Here is a 16,059-nt window from a genome sequence, read left to right as displayed (position 1 = left end):
GATACCGCGGATCGTCTCGATGGAGAACGCTCTCAGATCGTATCGGCGAGCTCGACCAGGCGGCGCGGATGGTAGAGGTCACGCAGCGCGCTGGGAGGGCCCTCGTCGAGCGCACCGAGGACACGCGCGCGCCACGCGGCCGGGATCGCATCCTCGCCGAAACGCGCGCCGAGGAGCGCGCCCGTGATCGCGCCGTTCGTGTCGGCGTCGCCGCCTCGGTTGACGACGTCGATCAGCGCGGCCTCGTAGGACGGCGCGTGCAGGAGCTCCCAGAGCGCGAGCCGGAACGCCACGCGGACGAACCCTTGCTGGCGATGCAGGTGAATTTCGGGGCCGTAGAGCTCGGGATCGTCCCGAACGGCGAGCTCGAGATCCCAGCGCAGCTCGTCGCGCGCAGCCTCGACGTCACGTCCGTCGCTCGGGACGATGTCGATGAGCGTGGCGGCGGCCGCCTCGACCTCGGCCCGCACGACCTCGAACAGGTCCGTGGCCGAGGTTCGTCCCGCGCCGGCCGCGGCGATCGCGGCGCAGAGCGCGGCGCAGGTGATGCGGCATCGCGGGTCGTAGTGCGTGATCGCGCTGTCGGCGAGCGCGGCCATGCGGCACGCTTCGGGGGCGTTCGCGAGCGCGACGCCGATGGGCGCGATCCGCATGAGCGAGCCGTTGCCGGCGGTCCTGCGCTCGGAGTGGATCCAGGCGCGGCGCGCGGCTTCGCCGAGGGAGACGCCGCGGGCGATCATGGAGAGCGAAGCGTGCGTGAGGTTGCCGATGTCGAAGGCGTGCTCGATCCACGCGACGTACCGCGCCGCCACGTCGGTCGCGTGAAACCGGCCGTGCTCCTTCAAGCTGAGCGCGAGGCACGTGGCCATCTGCGTGTCGTCGGTGACCTGCCCGGGGGCGACGCGGAACGGTCCGCCGCCCGTGACGTCGGTGTGCGGGCCTTTCGCGAGCTCGGGGAAGGGCGGCGCCTCGCGCGCCTGGAACTCGAGCGTGGTGCCGAGAGCGTCGCCCACCGCGAGCCCGAGCAAGGCGCCGCGCGCCCACGCGCGCCGGGAGGCAGATGCAAGCGGTGTCTCGTCCACGAGGCGTCCTTTCCGAGCTAGTCGCCGAGGAACGTGGGCGGCGCGCGCAGGTACCGCATCGCCTCGGCCGGCGTGTTGATGTCCACGAGCACGTCGGCGTCGTCGACGTCGACGTCACGAAGATCGGCGCCGAGCGCGTGAAGATGATCCCGCAGCGGAGGCGGGTTCGGCTGGCGATACCGATCGAGCGCGCGGCCCTGGAGCGCGACGGGGTGCCCCGCGCGTCCGCCGTGCCGCGGGCGCGTCGCGAGCGGAGGCGCGCCGTCCGCGCCGAGGGCCGCGAGCAAGGCCGCCGTCGTCGTCCCGCGCGCGGGCAAGGTGTCGACGGGGCAAACGAGCACGCGATCGTTCGCGGCGACGCGCTGGACCGCGGTGGCGATGGAGCCCGCGGGCCCGAGCTCGTCGGCCGCATCGGAGACGAGGAGATCGAGGCCCGGACGAACGAACGGGATGAGCGCCTGCACGATGGGCTTGCGCGCGACGACGACGACCCGCGAGGACTCGGAGGAGAGCCGGGCCTCGGCGTGCGCGATCGCGAGCGGCCGCGGCTTCTGCCCGGGCGGACCGGGCCAGAGGAGCAGCGCCTTCGGCCCGCCGAGGCGCATGCCTTTCCCAGCCGCGAGCACGATCGACACGGTGTTCGTCATGCGTCTTCTTCCTTCTCGAGCTCGCCGTGCCCATGGCTCCGCGCGCCGCGGCGGCTGCCGGAGAGGCCCGCGCGCCACGACACGAGCTCGGCCGCGATCGCGACGCCGATCTCCGCCGGAAGGCGCGCGCCCACGTCCACGCCGAGCGGCATGCGAACGCGCGTGATGTCCGCCGCCGAGACGCCCTTCGCCTCGAGCCGCGCGCGGGTCCTCGCCGCCTTCGCGCGGCTGCCGACGCCCCCGACGAACCCGAACCCCGCGCCGATGGCCCACTCGATCGCGGCCTGATCGAGCTGGTGATCGTGCGTCATGACGAGCGCCGCGGCGCGGCCGAGATCCGCGGGGAGCGAGGCGCGGACTTCGGGATCGTCGTGATCGGCCTGGAGGAGGCGCAAGCGAGGCGCGCTCGCGCCGTCCGGGCCGGCGGACGGCCCTGGCAAACGCGCGGGATCGGCCGCGACCTCGCGCGCATCGCAGAGCGTCACGCCGAACCCGAGCGAGGCGAGCAGCGGCGCGAGGTAGACGCCGACGTGCCCGGCGCCGACGACGAGCACCGAGAGGTCGGGGGAGAGGGGCTCGATCAGGATCTCGGCCGAGCCGCCGCAACACATGCCGAGCGAGGGCCCGAGGCGGAAGGTGTCGACGCGCGGGGCAGGCGCGTCCGCGGCGAGCAACGCGGCCATCGCGGCGAGGACCGCGCGCTCGACGGCGCCGCCCCCGACGGTCCCGATCGCCGCGCCGGAGGGGAAGAGCGCGAGCTTCTGCCCGGGCGTGCAAGGCGCGGAGCCCTGCCGGGCGATCACCGTGGCGACGATGACACGCTCGCCTCGCTCGAGCGCATCGAGCGCGGTCCGCAGCACCTCGGGCGGAGGCGCAGTGCGAGGGATGACCGTGGATACGTCGAGCACCGGATGCGCGAGTGTAGCGGCGGAACCGGCCTCGGGAAAGGCATCCCGCGTCCGAGGCAGTGGCGAAAGAGCGCGCGCGCCGTATCCTCGCGCCGTGGACGAACGGCGAGTCGAGGCAGCAGAGAGCGGGCGCAGGGCGAGCGAGGCCAGGACATGACGGCGCGCAGAGCCCCGGATTTCCGGCTGGAAGAGGCGATCCGCGACCCCGGCTTCTCGCCGCGCCGGAGCGACGCGGCCGCGCTGGTCGAGCTCGTCGCGGAGGAAGGGGAGCACACGGACGACGCGGAACGATCGCTTTTGCGCCTCGGCGTGGAGGCGGCTCGCGTCGCCATCGGAGGCGCGCGCACGGCCGAGACGAAACCACGCGCGCGGCTCGTCGCGTTCGTCGGGAAGGTCGCGGCCGAGCATGCCGAGCCCGAGCTTTCGGCGTTCCTGATCGGCGCGCTCGACGACGCGGATCCGCGGGCGCGACGGTTCGCTGCGAACGCGCTCGGCAAGCTGCGTGGCCCCGACGTAGCCGCCGCCCTCGCTGCTGCGCTCGCCAAGGAGAACGACGCTTCCGCGCGGCGCGCGATGGCTGCCGCGCTCGGCAAGACGGGCGGCGACGAAGCTGCCCGCGCGCTCCGCGAGCTCGACACGGGCGGCGACGAGCTGCTCGCGCGCGCCACGGCGAAGGCCTCGCTCATGGCGCAGAGGACCGCCGGCCGCGAGGTCCCCTCGATCTTCGAGGTGCACAAGCCCGCGCCTTCTCCCGTGCCCGTCGCGCTCCACTGCCGCGCGGGCCTCGCGCCGATCCTGCGCGACGAGATCGACGTCCGGCTCAAGCCTCGCCTCGCGCCGGACGGCCGCGAGGACCGTGTCCTCGTCACGCTCGTCGGTCCTCCCGAGCGCCTGTTCGAGGCGAGGACCATGCTCTTCTTCGGCTTCCCGCTCCCACCCGTGCAGCTCGATCCTTCGGGCGACATCGCCGAGGCCCTCGCGCGCTCGCTCACCTCGCCCGAGGCGCTTCGCTTGCTCGAACATTTCACGACCGGCCCGATCCGCTTCCGGATCGCCTGGGCCGGCGGCGGCAAGCGCCGCGCGAGCACGTGGCGCGCGGCCGAGGCGATCGCCGCGGCGAACCCGAAGCTCGTCAACGACCCGACCGAGAGCACCTGGGAGGCGCTCGTGTACGAGCTGTCCGATCGCCATGCGATCGAGGTCGAGCTCTGCCCTCGCGTCGACGATCCGCGCTTCACCTACCGCGAGCGCGACGTGCCCGCGGCCTCGCACCCGACGATCGCCGCCGCGCTCGTGCGGGTCGCGGGCGTCCACGCCGACGACGTCGTCTGGGATCCCTTCGTCGGCTCGGGCACCGAGCTCTGCGAGCGTGTGCTCGCTGGCCCGTATGCGCGCCTGCTCGGCACGGACATGTCCCTCGCCGCGCTCGAAGCGGCCCGCCAGAACCTCGCCGCCGTCGGCATCGAGGACGCCGTGCTCGCGCGTGGAGACGCGCTCTCGTTCGTGCCACGCGGCGCGCCGCCGACGGTCGTCCTGACGAACCCGCCGATGGGACGGCGCGTGCTGCGTGGGATCGATCTGCACGAGTTCTTCGATCGGTTCCTCGCGCACGTCGCGGAGGTCCTCGAGCCGGGCGGCCGGATCGCGTGGATCTCGCCGCTGCCCGCGCAGAGCGCCCGCGCCGCGCGCGAGCTCGGGCTCGAACGAGCGTTCGTGCAGCGCCTCGACATGGGCGGCTTCGACGCGGAGATCCAGCTCCTGATCAACCGGCGACGGAGGAACGAGCGTGACTTCGGCCGCGGCCCGGGCTCCTCGCGCGAGCCCACGCGCGCGCCCGAGCGACGGGGCCGGCCCCGCGCGCCGGGCCGGCGGTGATCACTTCTTCAGGATCGTGAAGTAAATACCGACGCCCGCGAGGAGCAGCACGAGCGCGATGAGCATGCCGAGCAGCAAGCCCTTCGCGGCGCTCGGCGGCGGTGCCGGCTGCGCGGGCTGCATCACGACCGGCGGGGGAGGCGTGACCCGCGGCGAAGGAGCGCTCTCCCGCGGCACGCCGTACGGCGAAGGCGCGCTGTCTCGCGGGATGCCGTAGGGCGAAGGCGCGCTGTCTCGCGGAACGCCGTACGGCGAAGGAGCGCTCTCCCGCGGGGCGGCGAACGGCGACGGCTGCGGCATCGCCGACGCGCGCATCGCTTGCTCGGGAGAGAGCGGCGGGCGCTCGTCGGAGACGCTCGCGAAGAGATCCGGCAACGGTTGCGGCTGCGGTTGCGGCGCGAGGTCCGCGAGGTTCGCGGGCAGCGACGTCGACGAGCTCTCCTCGGGCAGCAGCATCGTCGGCTCGGGCGCGCGCATGTCGGGCGCCGGCACGGGCAGGGGCGCGGGTTCGAGCGCGGGCGGCGGCGGCTCCGGCAACTCGCGCATCACCGTGGCTTCGTCGTCGATGGCGTGGTGCGCCGGCGGCGTGGGTTCGTCGCGGATCACCGAACCTGCGGCCGCCGCGGCGACCTCGGCCGAGATCGTATTCACGGGCGTCGCGCGATCCGCGTCGCCGCCGGCGTCGTTCGTCGTCTGCATCAGCAGCTCGAGCGGCGCCTCGCGCATCACCGTGGCTTCGTCGTCGTCGCCGTCGTCGATGACGGCCTCGCGGGAGATGCCGCCCACCGGCGGCGCGAGGGGTGTCTTCGCGGCTGCGGCCGGCGCTGCGCCCTGCACGGGACGCGCGCCGGCGACGGCAGGTTTCGTCGCTGCACGCGCAGCAGGGCCACCGGGCGCGCGGCCCATCATGCCGAACGCCGGGCCCACTTGCGGACCGACCGGACGCACGCCGGTCGACGCGGGCCCGTTCGAGGAGGCCGGCCCGACGGCTGCGTGGTTCGGCGCGGACGGCGCCGGCTTCCGCATCGGCACCATCGGCACCTTCATGAGCGACGTCTTCGCGTTCTCGTCGTCGTCCTCGAGCAGATCGTGCGCCTTCGGCAGCGGCGCGCCGGGCACCGTCGCGGCTGCGAGCGCGGTGACTGCCGGCATGTTCGGCACCGTCTGCGCCGTCGCCCGCGTGGGCGGCGCCGGGCCGGGCTCGCGCTTCCCCATCGCCGAGCGCACCGCCGTCATGTTGGGCAATGCGCGCATGACCGTGCGCGCCTCGTCGTCGTCCTCTTCGAGCTGATCGTCGACGAGCGCCGGCAGATCCTTCACCGTCGGATCCGGGTGCCACGACTCGAGCGCCTGCCGGAGCGCGGTGATCGTCGAGGCGCGGCGACTCGCATCACGCTCGAACGCGGCATCGAGGATGTGCTGCAGATCGTCGTCGCCGACATCGAACGTCGAGAGCGGCGCGGGCGACGCCGACACGACCTTCTGCCGGATGCCGTCCTCGTCGCTCGCGTGGAAGGGGCTCGTGCCCGTCAGGAGCGTGTAGAGCGTCGCGGCTGCGGCCCATGTGTCGTCGGCGAGGGCCTTGGTCCCTTTGAGGGTCCGCTCCGGCGAGTGGAAGTCGATGCGGCTCGGCGCGGAGGCGCTGGCCACGAGCATCCCGAGCGAGGTGCGCGGCACGGCCGCCGTCTTGACGGCCGCGGGCGACACGCCGCCGTGCGCCTGCCCCCGCGAATGCAGCGCTTCGAGCTTCTTCGTGAGCCGAATGATCCAGCCGACGGCGTCGAGCTCGTTCAACGGGCCGTCACGTGCAATCCGATCCGCAAGCGTTTCCACCGATGTCCTCAGCCTAGTTGCCGGAGCGACCCGCCGTCTACGACGACGCTCGTTCGCTCGTGGGAAAATCTGCTAGGGTCGCCGCATCATGGGCCTGCGTGGTCGCTTTCCTCGATCGACATGGCCCACGTGGCTTTTTCCGCTTGCCCTGTTCGGGTGCCAGCGCGAGCTCGACATGGCCAAGCATTACGACGATCGCAACGCGGCCACAACGATCCGCTACATCGGCGTTCGCGAGGCGACCCGGCAGTACCCCGACTACGGCGTCATCCAAAGCACCATCCTCACGGGTGACGCCGGGAGCGGCGCGAAGAAGGAAGGACGCGCTCGGTGAGCCGCGTGCTCGTGTCCGCGGCCCTCGTGAGCGGCCTTCTCGGCTGCGCCTCGCCGCAACGGCTCGCGACGGAGCTCGTCGCCGCGGCGACCCCGGGGCACCTCCGGCCCGTCGTCGCGTGCTGGGAGGAGGAGTACGAGGCCTCGGGCTTCCAGGGCGAGTACATGGCCACGCTCGACCTCGAAATCGCGGCCTCCGAGGTCATCGAGAGCGCCCGCGTCACTACGCTCGAACCGACGGGCGAGAGCCGGAGCGATCGTGACACCGGACGTTTCCGCGCGTGCCTGGAGAAGGCATTCGTCGGGATCGAGCTGCCGAGCGAGGCGGACGCCGAGGGGCCCGGCTACAGCTCGATTGTCGGGGCCTCGGTGCGCAACTACAAGATCGCGTTCCTCGGCGATCAGGACGAGCGCCGCAAGCGCGCCGGAGGCCGGCAGGCGCATGTGCTCATCGGCCCGCGCGCCGATCGATGCCAGGGCCTCTACGTCTACGATCCGCCGCGCGACACCTCCGCGCTCTTCACCGAGATCGCGCTCGGCAAGGGGCGGGCCGAGAGCGCGCGGGGCAAGGATCGGGACCAGCACGCGCGCGAGCTGCAGAAGACGTACGACCTCCAGCTCGAGCTCGCCGCGCGGCTCCGCGCCGATCTCGCGGACACCTCGCTCCCGCCCGCGAACCGCAAGCGGCTCACGGAGGCGCTCGATACGGCCCGAACGGAGGCGCGAGCGACCGGGGCGGCCATTGGTTGCAAGCCCTTCGCAGACCGACGCTAACCTTCGGAAAAAACTAGCGTCCGCCCGCTTCCAGCCGCATCACAAGGGTGAGGTGGGACCCATGGCGGTGACGAGGGCAGATCTCGAACGGTGCCTCGACCTCGTGAAAAGCTCGGTCGTCGAGCCGCGCGTGGGCCTGTTCGGCCCCACGAGTCGGACCTGGCACATCGCGCGCGAGGGTGTCGTCTTCCTCGCAGGCGGCGCGGCCGCGCTCCAGCAGCTCGCGCATCCCTTCGTCGCGTACGGCGTCTCCGAGCACTCGGTCACGCGCGAGGACACCTTCGGCCGCTTCCTGCGCACCTTCGAGAACGTCTACGCGATGATCTTCGGCCCGCTCGAACGCGCCCTCCGCTCGGCGCGGGCCGTGCACACGATCCACGAGCGCGTGACCGGCGTGATCACCGCGCCGGCCGGCTCCTGGCCCGCGGGCACGCACTACCGGGCGAACGACGAGGGCGCGCTGCGCTGGGTCTTCACGACCTTGATCATCAACGCGGTGCGCGCCTACGAGCTCGTCATCGATCCGCTCGAAGAGCACGAGAAGGACGAGTATTACGCGGAATCGCGGCGCTTCGCGCTCCTCTTCGGGCTCGAAGAGGAGGACCTGCCGGACTCCTACGCCGCGTTCGAGCGCTCCTTCGACGACACGATTCGCTCGGGCTCGATCGCCGTCACCACGCCCGCGCGCGAGCTTGCGGACTACCTCCTCGCGCCGCCGCACCCCGCGCTCGGCCTCGCGTGGCGCTGGTACACGACGATGACCGCGTCGCTCTTGCCCGAAGCGCTGCGTGAAGGATTCGGCCTGCCGTTCGGGTCTCGTGAGCAAGCACGCGTCGACGCCTCGATCCTCGCGATCCGCCGCGCCTACCCTCGTATCCCCGCCCGCCTCCGCCACGTCCCGGCATTCGCCGCCGCCGAGCGTCGCCTCGCGTCCGGCGACGCCTACGTCCGCGAGCCCGACACCGGCCGACCTTTCCTGCTCAAACTTCTTCTACGCATGAGCCGCGCTGCCGTCCTTTAGCCGCGCGCCGGCCGCCGTCGCTCCTTGAACCAGCTCCGCACCTTGCGCATGCGCGAGAGCTGCTTCCACGGCGCCCGCATCTTGCACGTCGACGCCTCGTCCGTGCCTTCCTTCGCGCCCCAGCGCACCTCGGGACAGTCGTTCGGGTTGTATCCGACCTCCAGGAGCTCGGACCGCGCGACCACGTCCGCGAGCGAGAGCGAGAACGACGACCCATCACTACGCACGTACGAAAAACGCCGTGTTTCGAGCTCCTGCGCGAGCGTCGTGTCGAGCTCGGCGCGCACCTCGGCCGCCGTTTTTCCCGGCGGCATCGCGTACCGCTCCGGCCTCCGCTCGACGCGCGCGGGCAGCGCGCGGGCCACGTCGATCGCCACGAGCAGCCTCAGATCCCGCGACGGCGTGGAGAAATCCTCCCACGGCCCCACCGTCTCGAAGATGCTCGCGCCGTCGGGCATCTCCACCGACTTGCCGCCGCCTTGCCGGTATTTCCGCCCGTTCTCCACGGACACGACGCGCCCCTTCACCTGCTCTTCCAGCGCGTCGATCGTCTCGACCAGCGCGCGCTTCGGATCGAGCGGCAGCGGCGAGAGCACGTCGTCCACGCGATCGTAAAACCCCTCCACGCCGTGCTCGTACTGCTCCATCGCGTGATCCCCGTGCTCGGGGTGCGCGGCGATCTCCTGGTTCGACAGCGGCCGCAGCACCCCGCGCTCGATCACGAGCGGCCGGAACCGCTTGAAGCCGGGGCTCCCGAGTGAAGGATCGAGCGCGAAGAGAAAGTTCCCGCGCCAGTACCTTCGCCGCGCCACCGTCCCGTCTGGCTGCCCGTCCACTGCGAGCAGCATCCCCGCGCGCTCGCTCGTCTGCGGCACCCGCTTCACCACGACGAGCACGTGCCCGTACGGATCCGCGTAGATCGTCCCCGGCCGCAGCGCTCGTTCATCGAGACGAACCGGATAAAAATCCGTCTCGTCGTCGTCGCCCGCGGTCCGTCCCGTCCCCGAGTGCACCGTGTCCGCGAGCGTCGTGCGCACGAACTCCGCGAAGCCCGCCATCGGATCGGTGCGCGCGTGCCGCGGCCATTCGAGGTTCGATCGTGGCCGCTTGCAGAACGGCGCCCGCCCGCCTCCGCCGCGCGTGCACGACGAGTACGCGAACGGGAGCTCCATTTTGAACGCAAAATAAGCCCTGAGCGCGTAGGGCAGATCCGCGCAGTCCGGATCGAGCACCGGCGCGTCCGGCCCTGCGTCGTCCTCGCCGCGGCCGAGGTGATCGTGCAGCAAGTTCCGCTTCGGATCGCGGAGCGCCTCGTGCAGCGCCGGGAACGTGAGCGGCTCGCCGAGCGGCGCGTCGAAGAGCGCCTCGATCCACGCCGCATACAGGTTTTCCGTCGCCGTCCCCCACGCCCCGGAGACGGGCCACATCCCGCGCGCGGCCCGCAGCGGCTCGTCCGCGTCGTCGATCGTCACGTCCTTGCACGCGCGCGCCGCCTGCGCCTCCGCGAGCACCACGCGCAGCGTCCCTGCCTCGGGCGCGGGCACGGTCGCGGTCCAGAAGTACGGCCCTGCGCCGCGCCGCTCGTCCGCGCGAACCACCGTTTTTCCGCTTCCGTCCTGCACGACCAGCGCCCCCGCGCTCGCTTCGTCGGCGACCGCGATGACCTTGAGCGGCTTTCCGGGGCGCGGGTTGCGCGGCGAGACGAAGAGCGCGAACGCGGGCGAGTCCGTGCACGACTCGATGACCGGCGGCGGATCGTTCGTCGGGACGAACGCCGCGGCGGAGGCTTTCGGCAGCGCCGTCACGGCGAGCCCGCGGGCTGCCGTGAGCGGCGAAGCGCGCCCACTGGGCTCCCCACAACCGGCGAGCGCCGCGAGAACGACGAAGGCCCAAAGCCGCAACATGGCCCACACTTACCGCGGCGGATAGCCGGGACGCAATATTCTAGAAGCTGTACTTGGCGCGGGTGAACACGGTCGACCCGCCCGTCTCCGGGGAGCCGAACTTCGTGTAGGGCTTGCCGAGCTGGAGCAGGGCGCCCGCCGCGAGCTCCAGGCCATTGCCGAAGTTGTAATCGAGCTCCGGGAAGACGACCATCGAGAACCCTTCCGCGCTGAGCGGCGAGATCGTCCGACGCACACGTTTCCCCTGCTCGTCGTCCCACGTCTCCTCCACGAGCGGCGTCGCGTCGAGGATCGTGAACAGCCGGAACATGCCCGCCTGGTTCGCAAACTTGAAATCGGCCCCGAGCACCACGTAATCGCCGAGCCGCGGCCGCAGGATCTCCCGCGAGCACGTCTCGCCGTTCTTCGAGAGCGCGCAGGCGAGCACGTTCGACCCGTCGATCACGCCGCTCTGCCGGACCACGTACCCTTCCTTGATCCAATCGCCCGCGCCGTATTCGTCCACGAGCCCGTGCACCCACATGGCGTTCACGTACACGTGCTCGCCGAACGTATAATCGAGGCCGAGCACCCATTTCAAGAACGGCGTATCGTCCACCACGAGCGGCTGCCGCCCGCCGGCCGCGCCGGGCTGCCCGTCGCCGTCGTAATCGTATTCGCCGGTGGCCTGCGGGATCCCGAGCGCGAGCTCGTCGTTCGTCAGCCGGATCGACTGGCTCTGCGGCACCACGAGCGCGCCTTCGAAGCGATACCCGATCCCGTTGATCTCCTCCGAAATCCACGAGAACGGGTTCACCTCGCCCGTGGCGTTCAGCCCGTAGACGTGCATCCGCGGGTACTCGAGCGTCACGTCGGTGAGCAGCATCCCTTCGATGCAATCGTTCGGATCGCTCGGGTTACAGCGCCTTCCGAGGGCCTGCCGCGTGTGGTTGCTGCGCGGCTGCGGGAAATCCGTGCGGCCGTTGTAATACGAGAGCGCGATGTCGTGCTCCTTGATCGTGCCCGCGATCCGGTAGGCGACCTGCATGTTGTCGAACGTCGGCTCGGGCATCACGGGCGTCACGTTGCCGATGATCGTCGGATGCCCGAACAGCGTCTGCGCCGCGGCCTGCTCGGCGACCACGCGCTGACGCAGCGAATCCGAGACGAACGGCAATCGGTCGAGCTGCGCCACCGCGAGCGAGCCGGAGAGCGGCAGCATCGCGGGCTTGAAGATCGGCACGAGCACGCCGGAGATCGACCAGTCCTCGTTGATCCAGTAATCGGCCTTCACCATGAAATTGGCGATTTGCCGGCCGAAGAGCAGCGGATCACGCAGATCGTCGGAGTTCAAATTGTTCGTCGGGTTGAACTGATCACCGACGCCCCAGGAGACGACCTGCTGGCCGATGCGCAGGTCGAGCCCCTTCACGAAAATGCCCTCGGCCTCCATGTAGACCGCGCGCGCTTCGAGGCGGTACGGGTCGGCCTTCTCGATGCGCGAGAGGTCGCCGATGGCCGTCATTCGCTCGGGATACCCGCTCCACACGAAATCGACCGCCGCGACGCCGTGGAACCGGCCGTAATTCGCCTCGAGCTTCAGGCCGAGCGTATTCCAGTTGCGCTCGACGCCCGCCGGCAGCTCCTGCCGCGAATACCAGTCGCCCACGCCCACGGGCTGCATGCGGAAGCGCAGATCGCTCTGGATGCGGCCGCTCCAATCGAGCTCGAGCTCGTCGGCGTGGGCGCTCGTCGCTGTGCCGAGCAGGAGGGCGAGGGCGCAGCCGATCGCGCTGCCCCGACGAACGTGGCGGTACATGCTTCTTTCGACCTCGGGTCCTGGAAATGCGTCGCGCCGCCCGTCCCGTGGTGGGAGGAGGCGGCGCGCGTATCTACTCTATCTGGGGCGGGGTGAAATCTACTTTTCGAGGCTGCGCTTCGAGAAGAGGTCGTCGCTCATCTCCTCGTTCACCTTCCACGCCTTGCGGATCATCTTCGTCCAGTGGCCGCCCTTCGTATGGTCGACCATCTTGAGCTCCTTCGGGCTGCAAATATTACCCTGGCACTCGTAGTCGACGCGCGTCTCGGTCTTCACGTGGTTGCCGGCCGCGTTGAAGTACTTGAGCTCCGTCGGCAGGTTCTTGTCCTTCGCGACCTTGAACTCGATCTTGCCGTGGGGGACCGTTTGTCCCGACTTCGCCGTGGCCACGAGCTTCATCTCGGCGGCTGCGTCGGAGGCGACCTGCGCGTCGTAGAGCGGCGCGTAACTCTGATTCGCGAGGTCGTCCTGGCTGAAGGCCAGGCCCATGAAGCCCTGGTCGGTCACGTGGCTCGCGATGCGGCGGATCTTCCCGAACGCCGGCAGGTACACGTACATCTGTGTGGGCGAGAGGATGAGGACCTTGGTCCCCTTCATGTCGGCCGGCGCCGTGAACTCCGTGAGGCGCTTCTCGCCCTTCATCCAGACCTTGAGCGCCATCTTCTTCTCGGGCTTGCCCGGCTCCTGGTTGACGACCTCGTACTCGTAGTACTGGGTCTTGGCGCGGTTCATCGCCTCGTCCATCCCCTTCAAAGCCTTGTCGCCCGGGGGATCAGCGCTCGCGTGGCCGGCCCAGAGCAGGGCGGCGGCGAGAAGCGGGGCGGAGGCAGGAAGCCAGCTACGGAAGATTCTGCTCATCTCGAACCTCGTTACGTTCAGGGGCTCGTGCTCGTGTCGAGAACTGCGTCCGACGCCTCGGACGAGGGAACGGCGGAAGGTATTCTAGATCCATCGCCGTAGTAGCGCGTCTTGCGTGCGAAAAGAGGGATCACCAGCATGGTCGCGAGGGCGGCCGTGACCATCGCCGCCGCCGTCAGGCCCCCGACGTTCTGCAGCGGACGCGCATCGCCGAGGGTCAGCACGAAGAAGCCCGCCGCGACCATCAGCGCGTTCACCCAGATCGCGGGGCCCGTCTGCCGCGCGGCCGTCGTGGCCGCCTCCGTCAGCGGGGATTTGTCGGGGGCGCTCCACGCGACCATCAGGTGCACCGCATAGTCCACCCCGGCCCCGATGATCAAGCTCGCCAGCATCGACGTGCCGATGTCGAGCCGCACGCCGAGGAGGCCCATCCCGCCGTAGATCACGGCCATCGTCAGCATGATCGGCAGGATGCCGAGCAGGCCGCTCCAGAACGATCGGAAGAGCGCCGCCATGATGACGAGCACGCAGCCGAGCGCGAAAAACAGGCTCTTCCACTGGTTCGACTCGACGCTCCGCGACAGGCCCGCGTGCATCACGGGCAGGCCCGTCACCGAGACCCCGAGCTTCTGCGGCGCCTCGCCCGCGGCCGGCGGGAGCGCGACCGACGGGACGTCGAGATCCATCAGCGCCGTCGCGATCGCCGCATGGAAACGCTCGCCCTTCGGCCCCTCGGGCGGCGTGATCTTCGTCGCGGCGACGAGCTCCTTCGCCCGCGCCATCGCCTCGCTCCGGCGCCAGATCTCTTCGAGGGGACGATCGACCGTATCGGCGAGATCGGTCACGAGCGAATCACTCGTGGGTTTGCCCATCGCCTCTGCGATCGCCTCCGTGAGCTTCGCCGCCTCCGGGCGCGGACCGAGCGCCGTGAGCGCGCGCGCGACCTTCTCGATCACCTCGGGGCCTTCGAGCTCCACGCTGCACTCCTCCGAGCCGAGGAACCGCGTGAGCGCCGCCTTCGTGGCTTCGGACGCGTCGGGCGCCTTCCCGGCTCCGAGCAACTCGCCGATCCTCGACGCCTCGGGCACGGAAACCTCGTATTGCCGGCCGATGGCCGCGATGCGGCTCGTCACGAATGCCCGCGTCCGCGCCGCGACCTCGTCTTTCCGGGACCCTTTGGCCTCGGCCACCACGAACTGCGCGGCGATCGCCGTGCTCGTGACCGCGCGGATCTGCTCGATCAGCGGCTCGGTCTCGGCGGCGAGGTTCGTGTCGAGCTTGATCTGCAAGAGCGCCCTTTGCCGATCGTCCGTGACGAGCTGCGTGACGGCCTTTTTCCCTTCGAGGAATCCGTAGAGCAGCTTCACCTTCGCGGCCGTGTCCGGGATGCGCCGGTCGCCTTCCATCGCCTCGTTGAGCTGCGCGACCACGGCGCCCACGTGGTTCACCGAGCTCACGTGGGGCAGGAGCGCGATGCGATCGGAGAGGACCCGGATCTCGCGCAGCACGATCGGGTCGGTCATGTCGCCCTCGACCTGGATCTGCACGAACGAAGAGCCGCCGAATTGGTCGCGCAGAAACGTCTCGGCCTGATCGGGCGGGCTGTTCTTCGAGAAGAACGCCGCATTGTCCATGCGGCTGTCGACCTTGCCGACGTAGATGCCGCTCGCGACGGTCACGGCCGCGAGCGCCGCGCCGAGGGCCATGCGGTGCCGCTGCGGCAGCGTCGTGAGCCACACGTGGAAACGCGCGGGGCCCTGCGCCTCGGCCGGCTTTCCCTTGAGCCGCACGAGGTAAATCACCGCGGGCACGAACGTGAGCGAGAGGATGAGCGTGATCAGGATGCCGAGCGCCGTGAAAATGCCGAACGTGCGCAGCGGCGCGATGTCCATCACGAGGAAGGACAGAAGGCCCACCACCGTCGTCAGGCCGCTGGCGACGACGGGCGGACCGACCTCGCAGAGCGTCCGGACGATCGACGTCGCCGGGTCTTTTTGCTCGTGGGCGACGGGGTAATAGCGGCTGAGAATGTGCACGGCATACGCGCTGCCGAGGGCGAACAGAATGACCGGAAGCGATCCGAGCACGACGTTCACGGACACGCCGAGCGCGCCCATGAGCCCGAGGGACATGACGATACCGAGCCCCGTCGAGAGCAGCGCGAGGCCGGCGCCGACGAAGTCGCGGAACGAGAGCACCGTGATGAGCACGATGACGAGCACCGCCCACGGCGCGAGCTTGCGCATGTCCTCCTGCGTGACGTCGTAGATGTACGTCGAAATGAACGGCGCCCCGCCCCAGTATTTCGCCTCGCGCGGAAATGCCTCCTCCACCGCGGTGCGGACCTTCTGCGCCACGACCTTCGGCTCCGCCCCGTAACCCGCGAAGCAATAGAGGAGCGTGGACTTTCCGTCCTCCGAGATCAGGTTGCCCACCACGTGATCCCGCGAAAACACCTTCTCGCGCAGCGCCGCGCGCTCCTCGGGCGTCTCGGGGATCTTGCCGATGAGGTAATCGTTCGTGATGCCGCCCTTCTGCGGATCCGCCACGAAATCGTCCATGTTCGTGAGCGTCATCGCGTAGCCGATGCCGTCCGTCTCGTTCAGCCGCTTCGTCAGGCCCTGCAGGCGCGTCAGAAACTCGGGCGCGAGCGCGTCGTCCGTGCTGATTCCGACGAGCGCGATGTCGAGGCTGCCAAAGCGCTTGCTGACGTCGTAGAAGACGCCGACCTCCGGGTTTTCCCGAGGCAGGAACGAAAGCACGTCGTCGTCGCGATCGACCCGCGACGCAAAAAAGAGGCTCGCGAGCGAGAGCAATACGACCGCGAGGACGATGGTCCACGCCGTCGCTCGACGAACGAGTAAATGTGCGAAGGCTTGCATTGAGAGGGACTTCCTGGCTTCGGGGCGGCCGCGGAGCAAACCCAAGCCAAAGGGGGATGTCAAGCGCGGGAAGCGCCCAGGACGTGCCTACCGCGGGCCTGACACGCGGTTGATGCAATGCAGCGTTATCGCGCTGCTATCGCA

12 protein-coding genes are annotated in these 16,059 nt (G+C 70.2%); 4 read left to right on the top strand and 8 right to left on the bottom strand.

Translation table 11 applies throughout. The features are described 5' to 3' along the window. Positions 1-32: 32 nt before the first annotated feature. Genes QHF84_RS14945 through QHF84_RS14935 form a run of 3 tightly spaced genes read right to left on the bottom strand, consistent with a single transcriptional unit; the run spans position 33 to position 2,637 of the window. Complete coding sequence (locus QHF84_RS14945) at positions 33-1,082, bottom strand: ADP-ribosylglycohydrolase family protein (RefSeq protein ID WP_281313960.1); 1,050 nt, start codon at positions 1,080-1,082, stop codon at positions 33-35. 17 nt (positions 1,083-1,099) lie between these two features. Continuing rightward, positions 1,100-1,729 carry a nucleotidyltransferase family protein gene (locus QHF84_RS14940; RefSeq protein ID WP_281313959.1) on the bottom strand — a complete coding sequence of 210 codons (630 nt, stop codon included), beginning with the start codon at positions 1,727-1,729 and terminating at the stop codon, positions 1,100-1,102. Next, on the bottom strand, positions 1,726-2,637 hold the full coding sequence (locus QHF84_RS14935; protein WP_281313958.1) for an XdhC family protein: 912 nt from the start codon (positions 2,635-2,637) through the stop codon (positions 1,726-1,728). The genes QHF84_RS14940 and QHF84_RS14935 overlap by 4 nt, the downstream gene beginning before the upstream one ends. A gap of 153 nt (positions 2,638-2,790) precedes the next feature. Between QHF84_RS14935 and QHF84_RS14930 the strand changes: the two genes are divergently transcribed. Next, on the top strand, positions 2,791-4,512 hold the full coding sequence (locus QHF84_RS14930; protein ID WP_281313957.1) for a HEAT repeat domain-containing protein: 1,722 nt from the start codon (positions 2,791-2,793) through the stop codon (positions 4,510-4,512). On the opposite strand, the gene QHF84_RS14925 is transcribed toward QHF84_RS14930, so the two are convergent. After that, the gene (locus tag QHF84_RS14925) at positions 4,513-6,345 is read right to left on the bottom strand and encodes a hypothetical protein (protein WP_281313956.1); all 1,833 of its coding nucleotides are present in this window, start codon (positions 6,343-6,345) and stop codon (positions 4,513-4,515) included. An 88-nt stretch (positions 6,346-6,433) separates the two neighbouring features. Between QHF84_RS14925 and QHF84_RS14920 the strand changes: the two genes are divergently transcribed. The 3 genes from QHF84_RS14920 to QHF84_RS14910 all read left to right on the top strand — a co-directional run bounded on the left by QHF84_RS14920 (position 6,434) and on the right by QHF84_RS14910 (position 8,473). Beyond that, the gene (locus QHF84_RS14920; RefSeq protein ID WP_281313955.1) at positions 6,434-6,679 is read left to right on the top strand and encodes a hypothetical protein; all 246 of its coding nucleotides are present in this window, start codon (positions 6,434-6,436) and stop codon (positions 6,677-6,679) included. Beyond that, positions 6,676-7,452, top strand: coding sequence for a hypothetical protein (locus QHF84_RS14915; RefSeq protein ID WP_281313954.1), 777 nt, complete (start codon positions 6,676-6,678; stop codon positions 7,450-7,452). The genes QHF84_RS14920 and QHF84_RS14915 overlap by 4 nt, the downstream gene beginning before the upstream one ends. 61 nt (positions 7,453-7,513) lie before the next feature. After that, on the top strand, positions 7,514-8,473 hold the full coding sequence (locus tag QHF84_RS14910; protein ID WP_281313953.1) for an oxygenase MpaB family protein: 960 nt from the start codon (positions 7,514-7,516) through the stop codon (positions 8,471-8,473). On the opposite strand, the gene QHF84_RS14905 is transcribed toward QHF84_RS14910, so the two are convergent. The 4 genes from QHF84_RS14905 to QHF84_RS14890 all read right to left on the bottom strand — a co-directional run bounded on the left by QHF84_RS14905 (position 8,470) and on the right by QHF84_RS14890 (position 15,915). After that, on the bottom strand, positions 8,470-10,377 hold the full coding sequence (locus QHF84_RS14905) for a hypothetical protein (RefSeq protein WP_281313952.1): 1,908 nt from the start codon (positions 10,375-10,377) through the stop codon (positions 8,470-8,472). The two genes, QHF84_RS14910 and QHF84_RS14905, sit on opposite strands and share 4 nt — an antisense overlap. A 40-nt stretch (positions 10,378-10,417) precedes the next feature. After that, positions 10,418-12,175 (bottom strand): hypothetical protein, encoded by a 1,758-nt coding sequence (locus tag QHF84_RS14900; protein ID WP_281313951.1) that lies wholly within the window; start codon positions 12,173-12,175, stop codon positions 10,418-10,420. Positions 12,176-12,274: 99 nt separating this feature from the next. Then, entirely contained in the window at positions 12,275-13,033 is a 759-nt protein-coding gene (locus tag QHF84_RS14895; RefSeq protein ID WP_281313950.1) for an outer membrane lipoprotein-sorting protein, read from the bottom strand. 17 nt (positions 13,034-13,050) lie between these two features. Continuing rightward, positions 13,051-15,915 (bottom strand): MMPL family transporter, encoded by a 2,865-nt coding sequence (locus tag QHF84_RS14890; RefSeq protein ID WP_281313949.1) that lies wholly within the window; start codon positions 15,913-15,915, stop codon positions 13,051-13,053. Positions 15,916-16,059 lie beyond the last annotated feature (144 nt).

This window comes from Polyangium sp. y55x31 (assembly GCF_029946505.1).
Classification (GTDB): domain Bacteria; phylum Myxococcota_A; class Polyangia; order Polyangiales; family Polyangiaceae; genus Polyangium.
The sequence above is the reverse complement of the archived record's forward strand: the minus strand, read 5'-3'. Positions and strand labels throughout refer to the sequence as shown.

Bases quoted from the DNA above. Each gene is read 5' to 3' on its own strand.
- QHF84_RS14940 (WP_281313959.1), bottom strand. From the start codon at position 1,729: ATGACGAACACCGTGTCGATCGTGCTCGCGGCTGGGAAAGGCATGCGC.
- QHF84_RS14930 (WP_281313957.1), top strand. From the start codon at position 2,791: ATGACGGCGCGCAGAGCCCCGGATTTCCGGCTGGAAGAGGCGATCCGC.
- QHF84_RS14920 (WP_281313955.1), top strand. From the start codon at position 6,434: ATGGGCCTGCGTGGTCGCTTTCCTCGATCGACATGGCCCACGTGGCTT.
- QHF84_RS14910 (WP_281313953.1), top strand. From the start codon at position 7,514: ATGGCGGTGACGAGGGCAGATCTCGAACGGTGCCTCGACCTCGTGAAA.
- QHF84_RS14905 (WP_281313952.1), bottom strand. From the start codon at position 10,377: ATGTTGCGGCTTTGGGCCTTCGTCGTTCTCGCGGCGCTCGCCGGTTGT.
- QHF84_RS14900 (WP_281313951.1), bottom strand. From the start codon at position 12,175: ATGTACCGCCACGTTCGTCGGGGCAGCGCGATCGGCTGCGCCCTCGCC.
- QHF84_RS14895 (WP_281313950.1), bottom strand. From the start codon at position 13,033: ATGAGCAGAATCTTCCGTAGCTGGCTTCCTGCCTCCGCCCCGCTTCTC.
- QHF84_RS14890 (WP_281313949.1), bottom strand. From the start codon at position 15,915: ATGCAAGCCTTCGCACATTTACTCGTTCGTCGAGCGACGGCGTGGACC.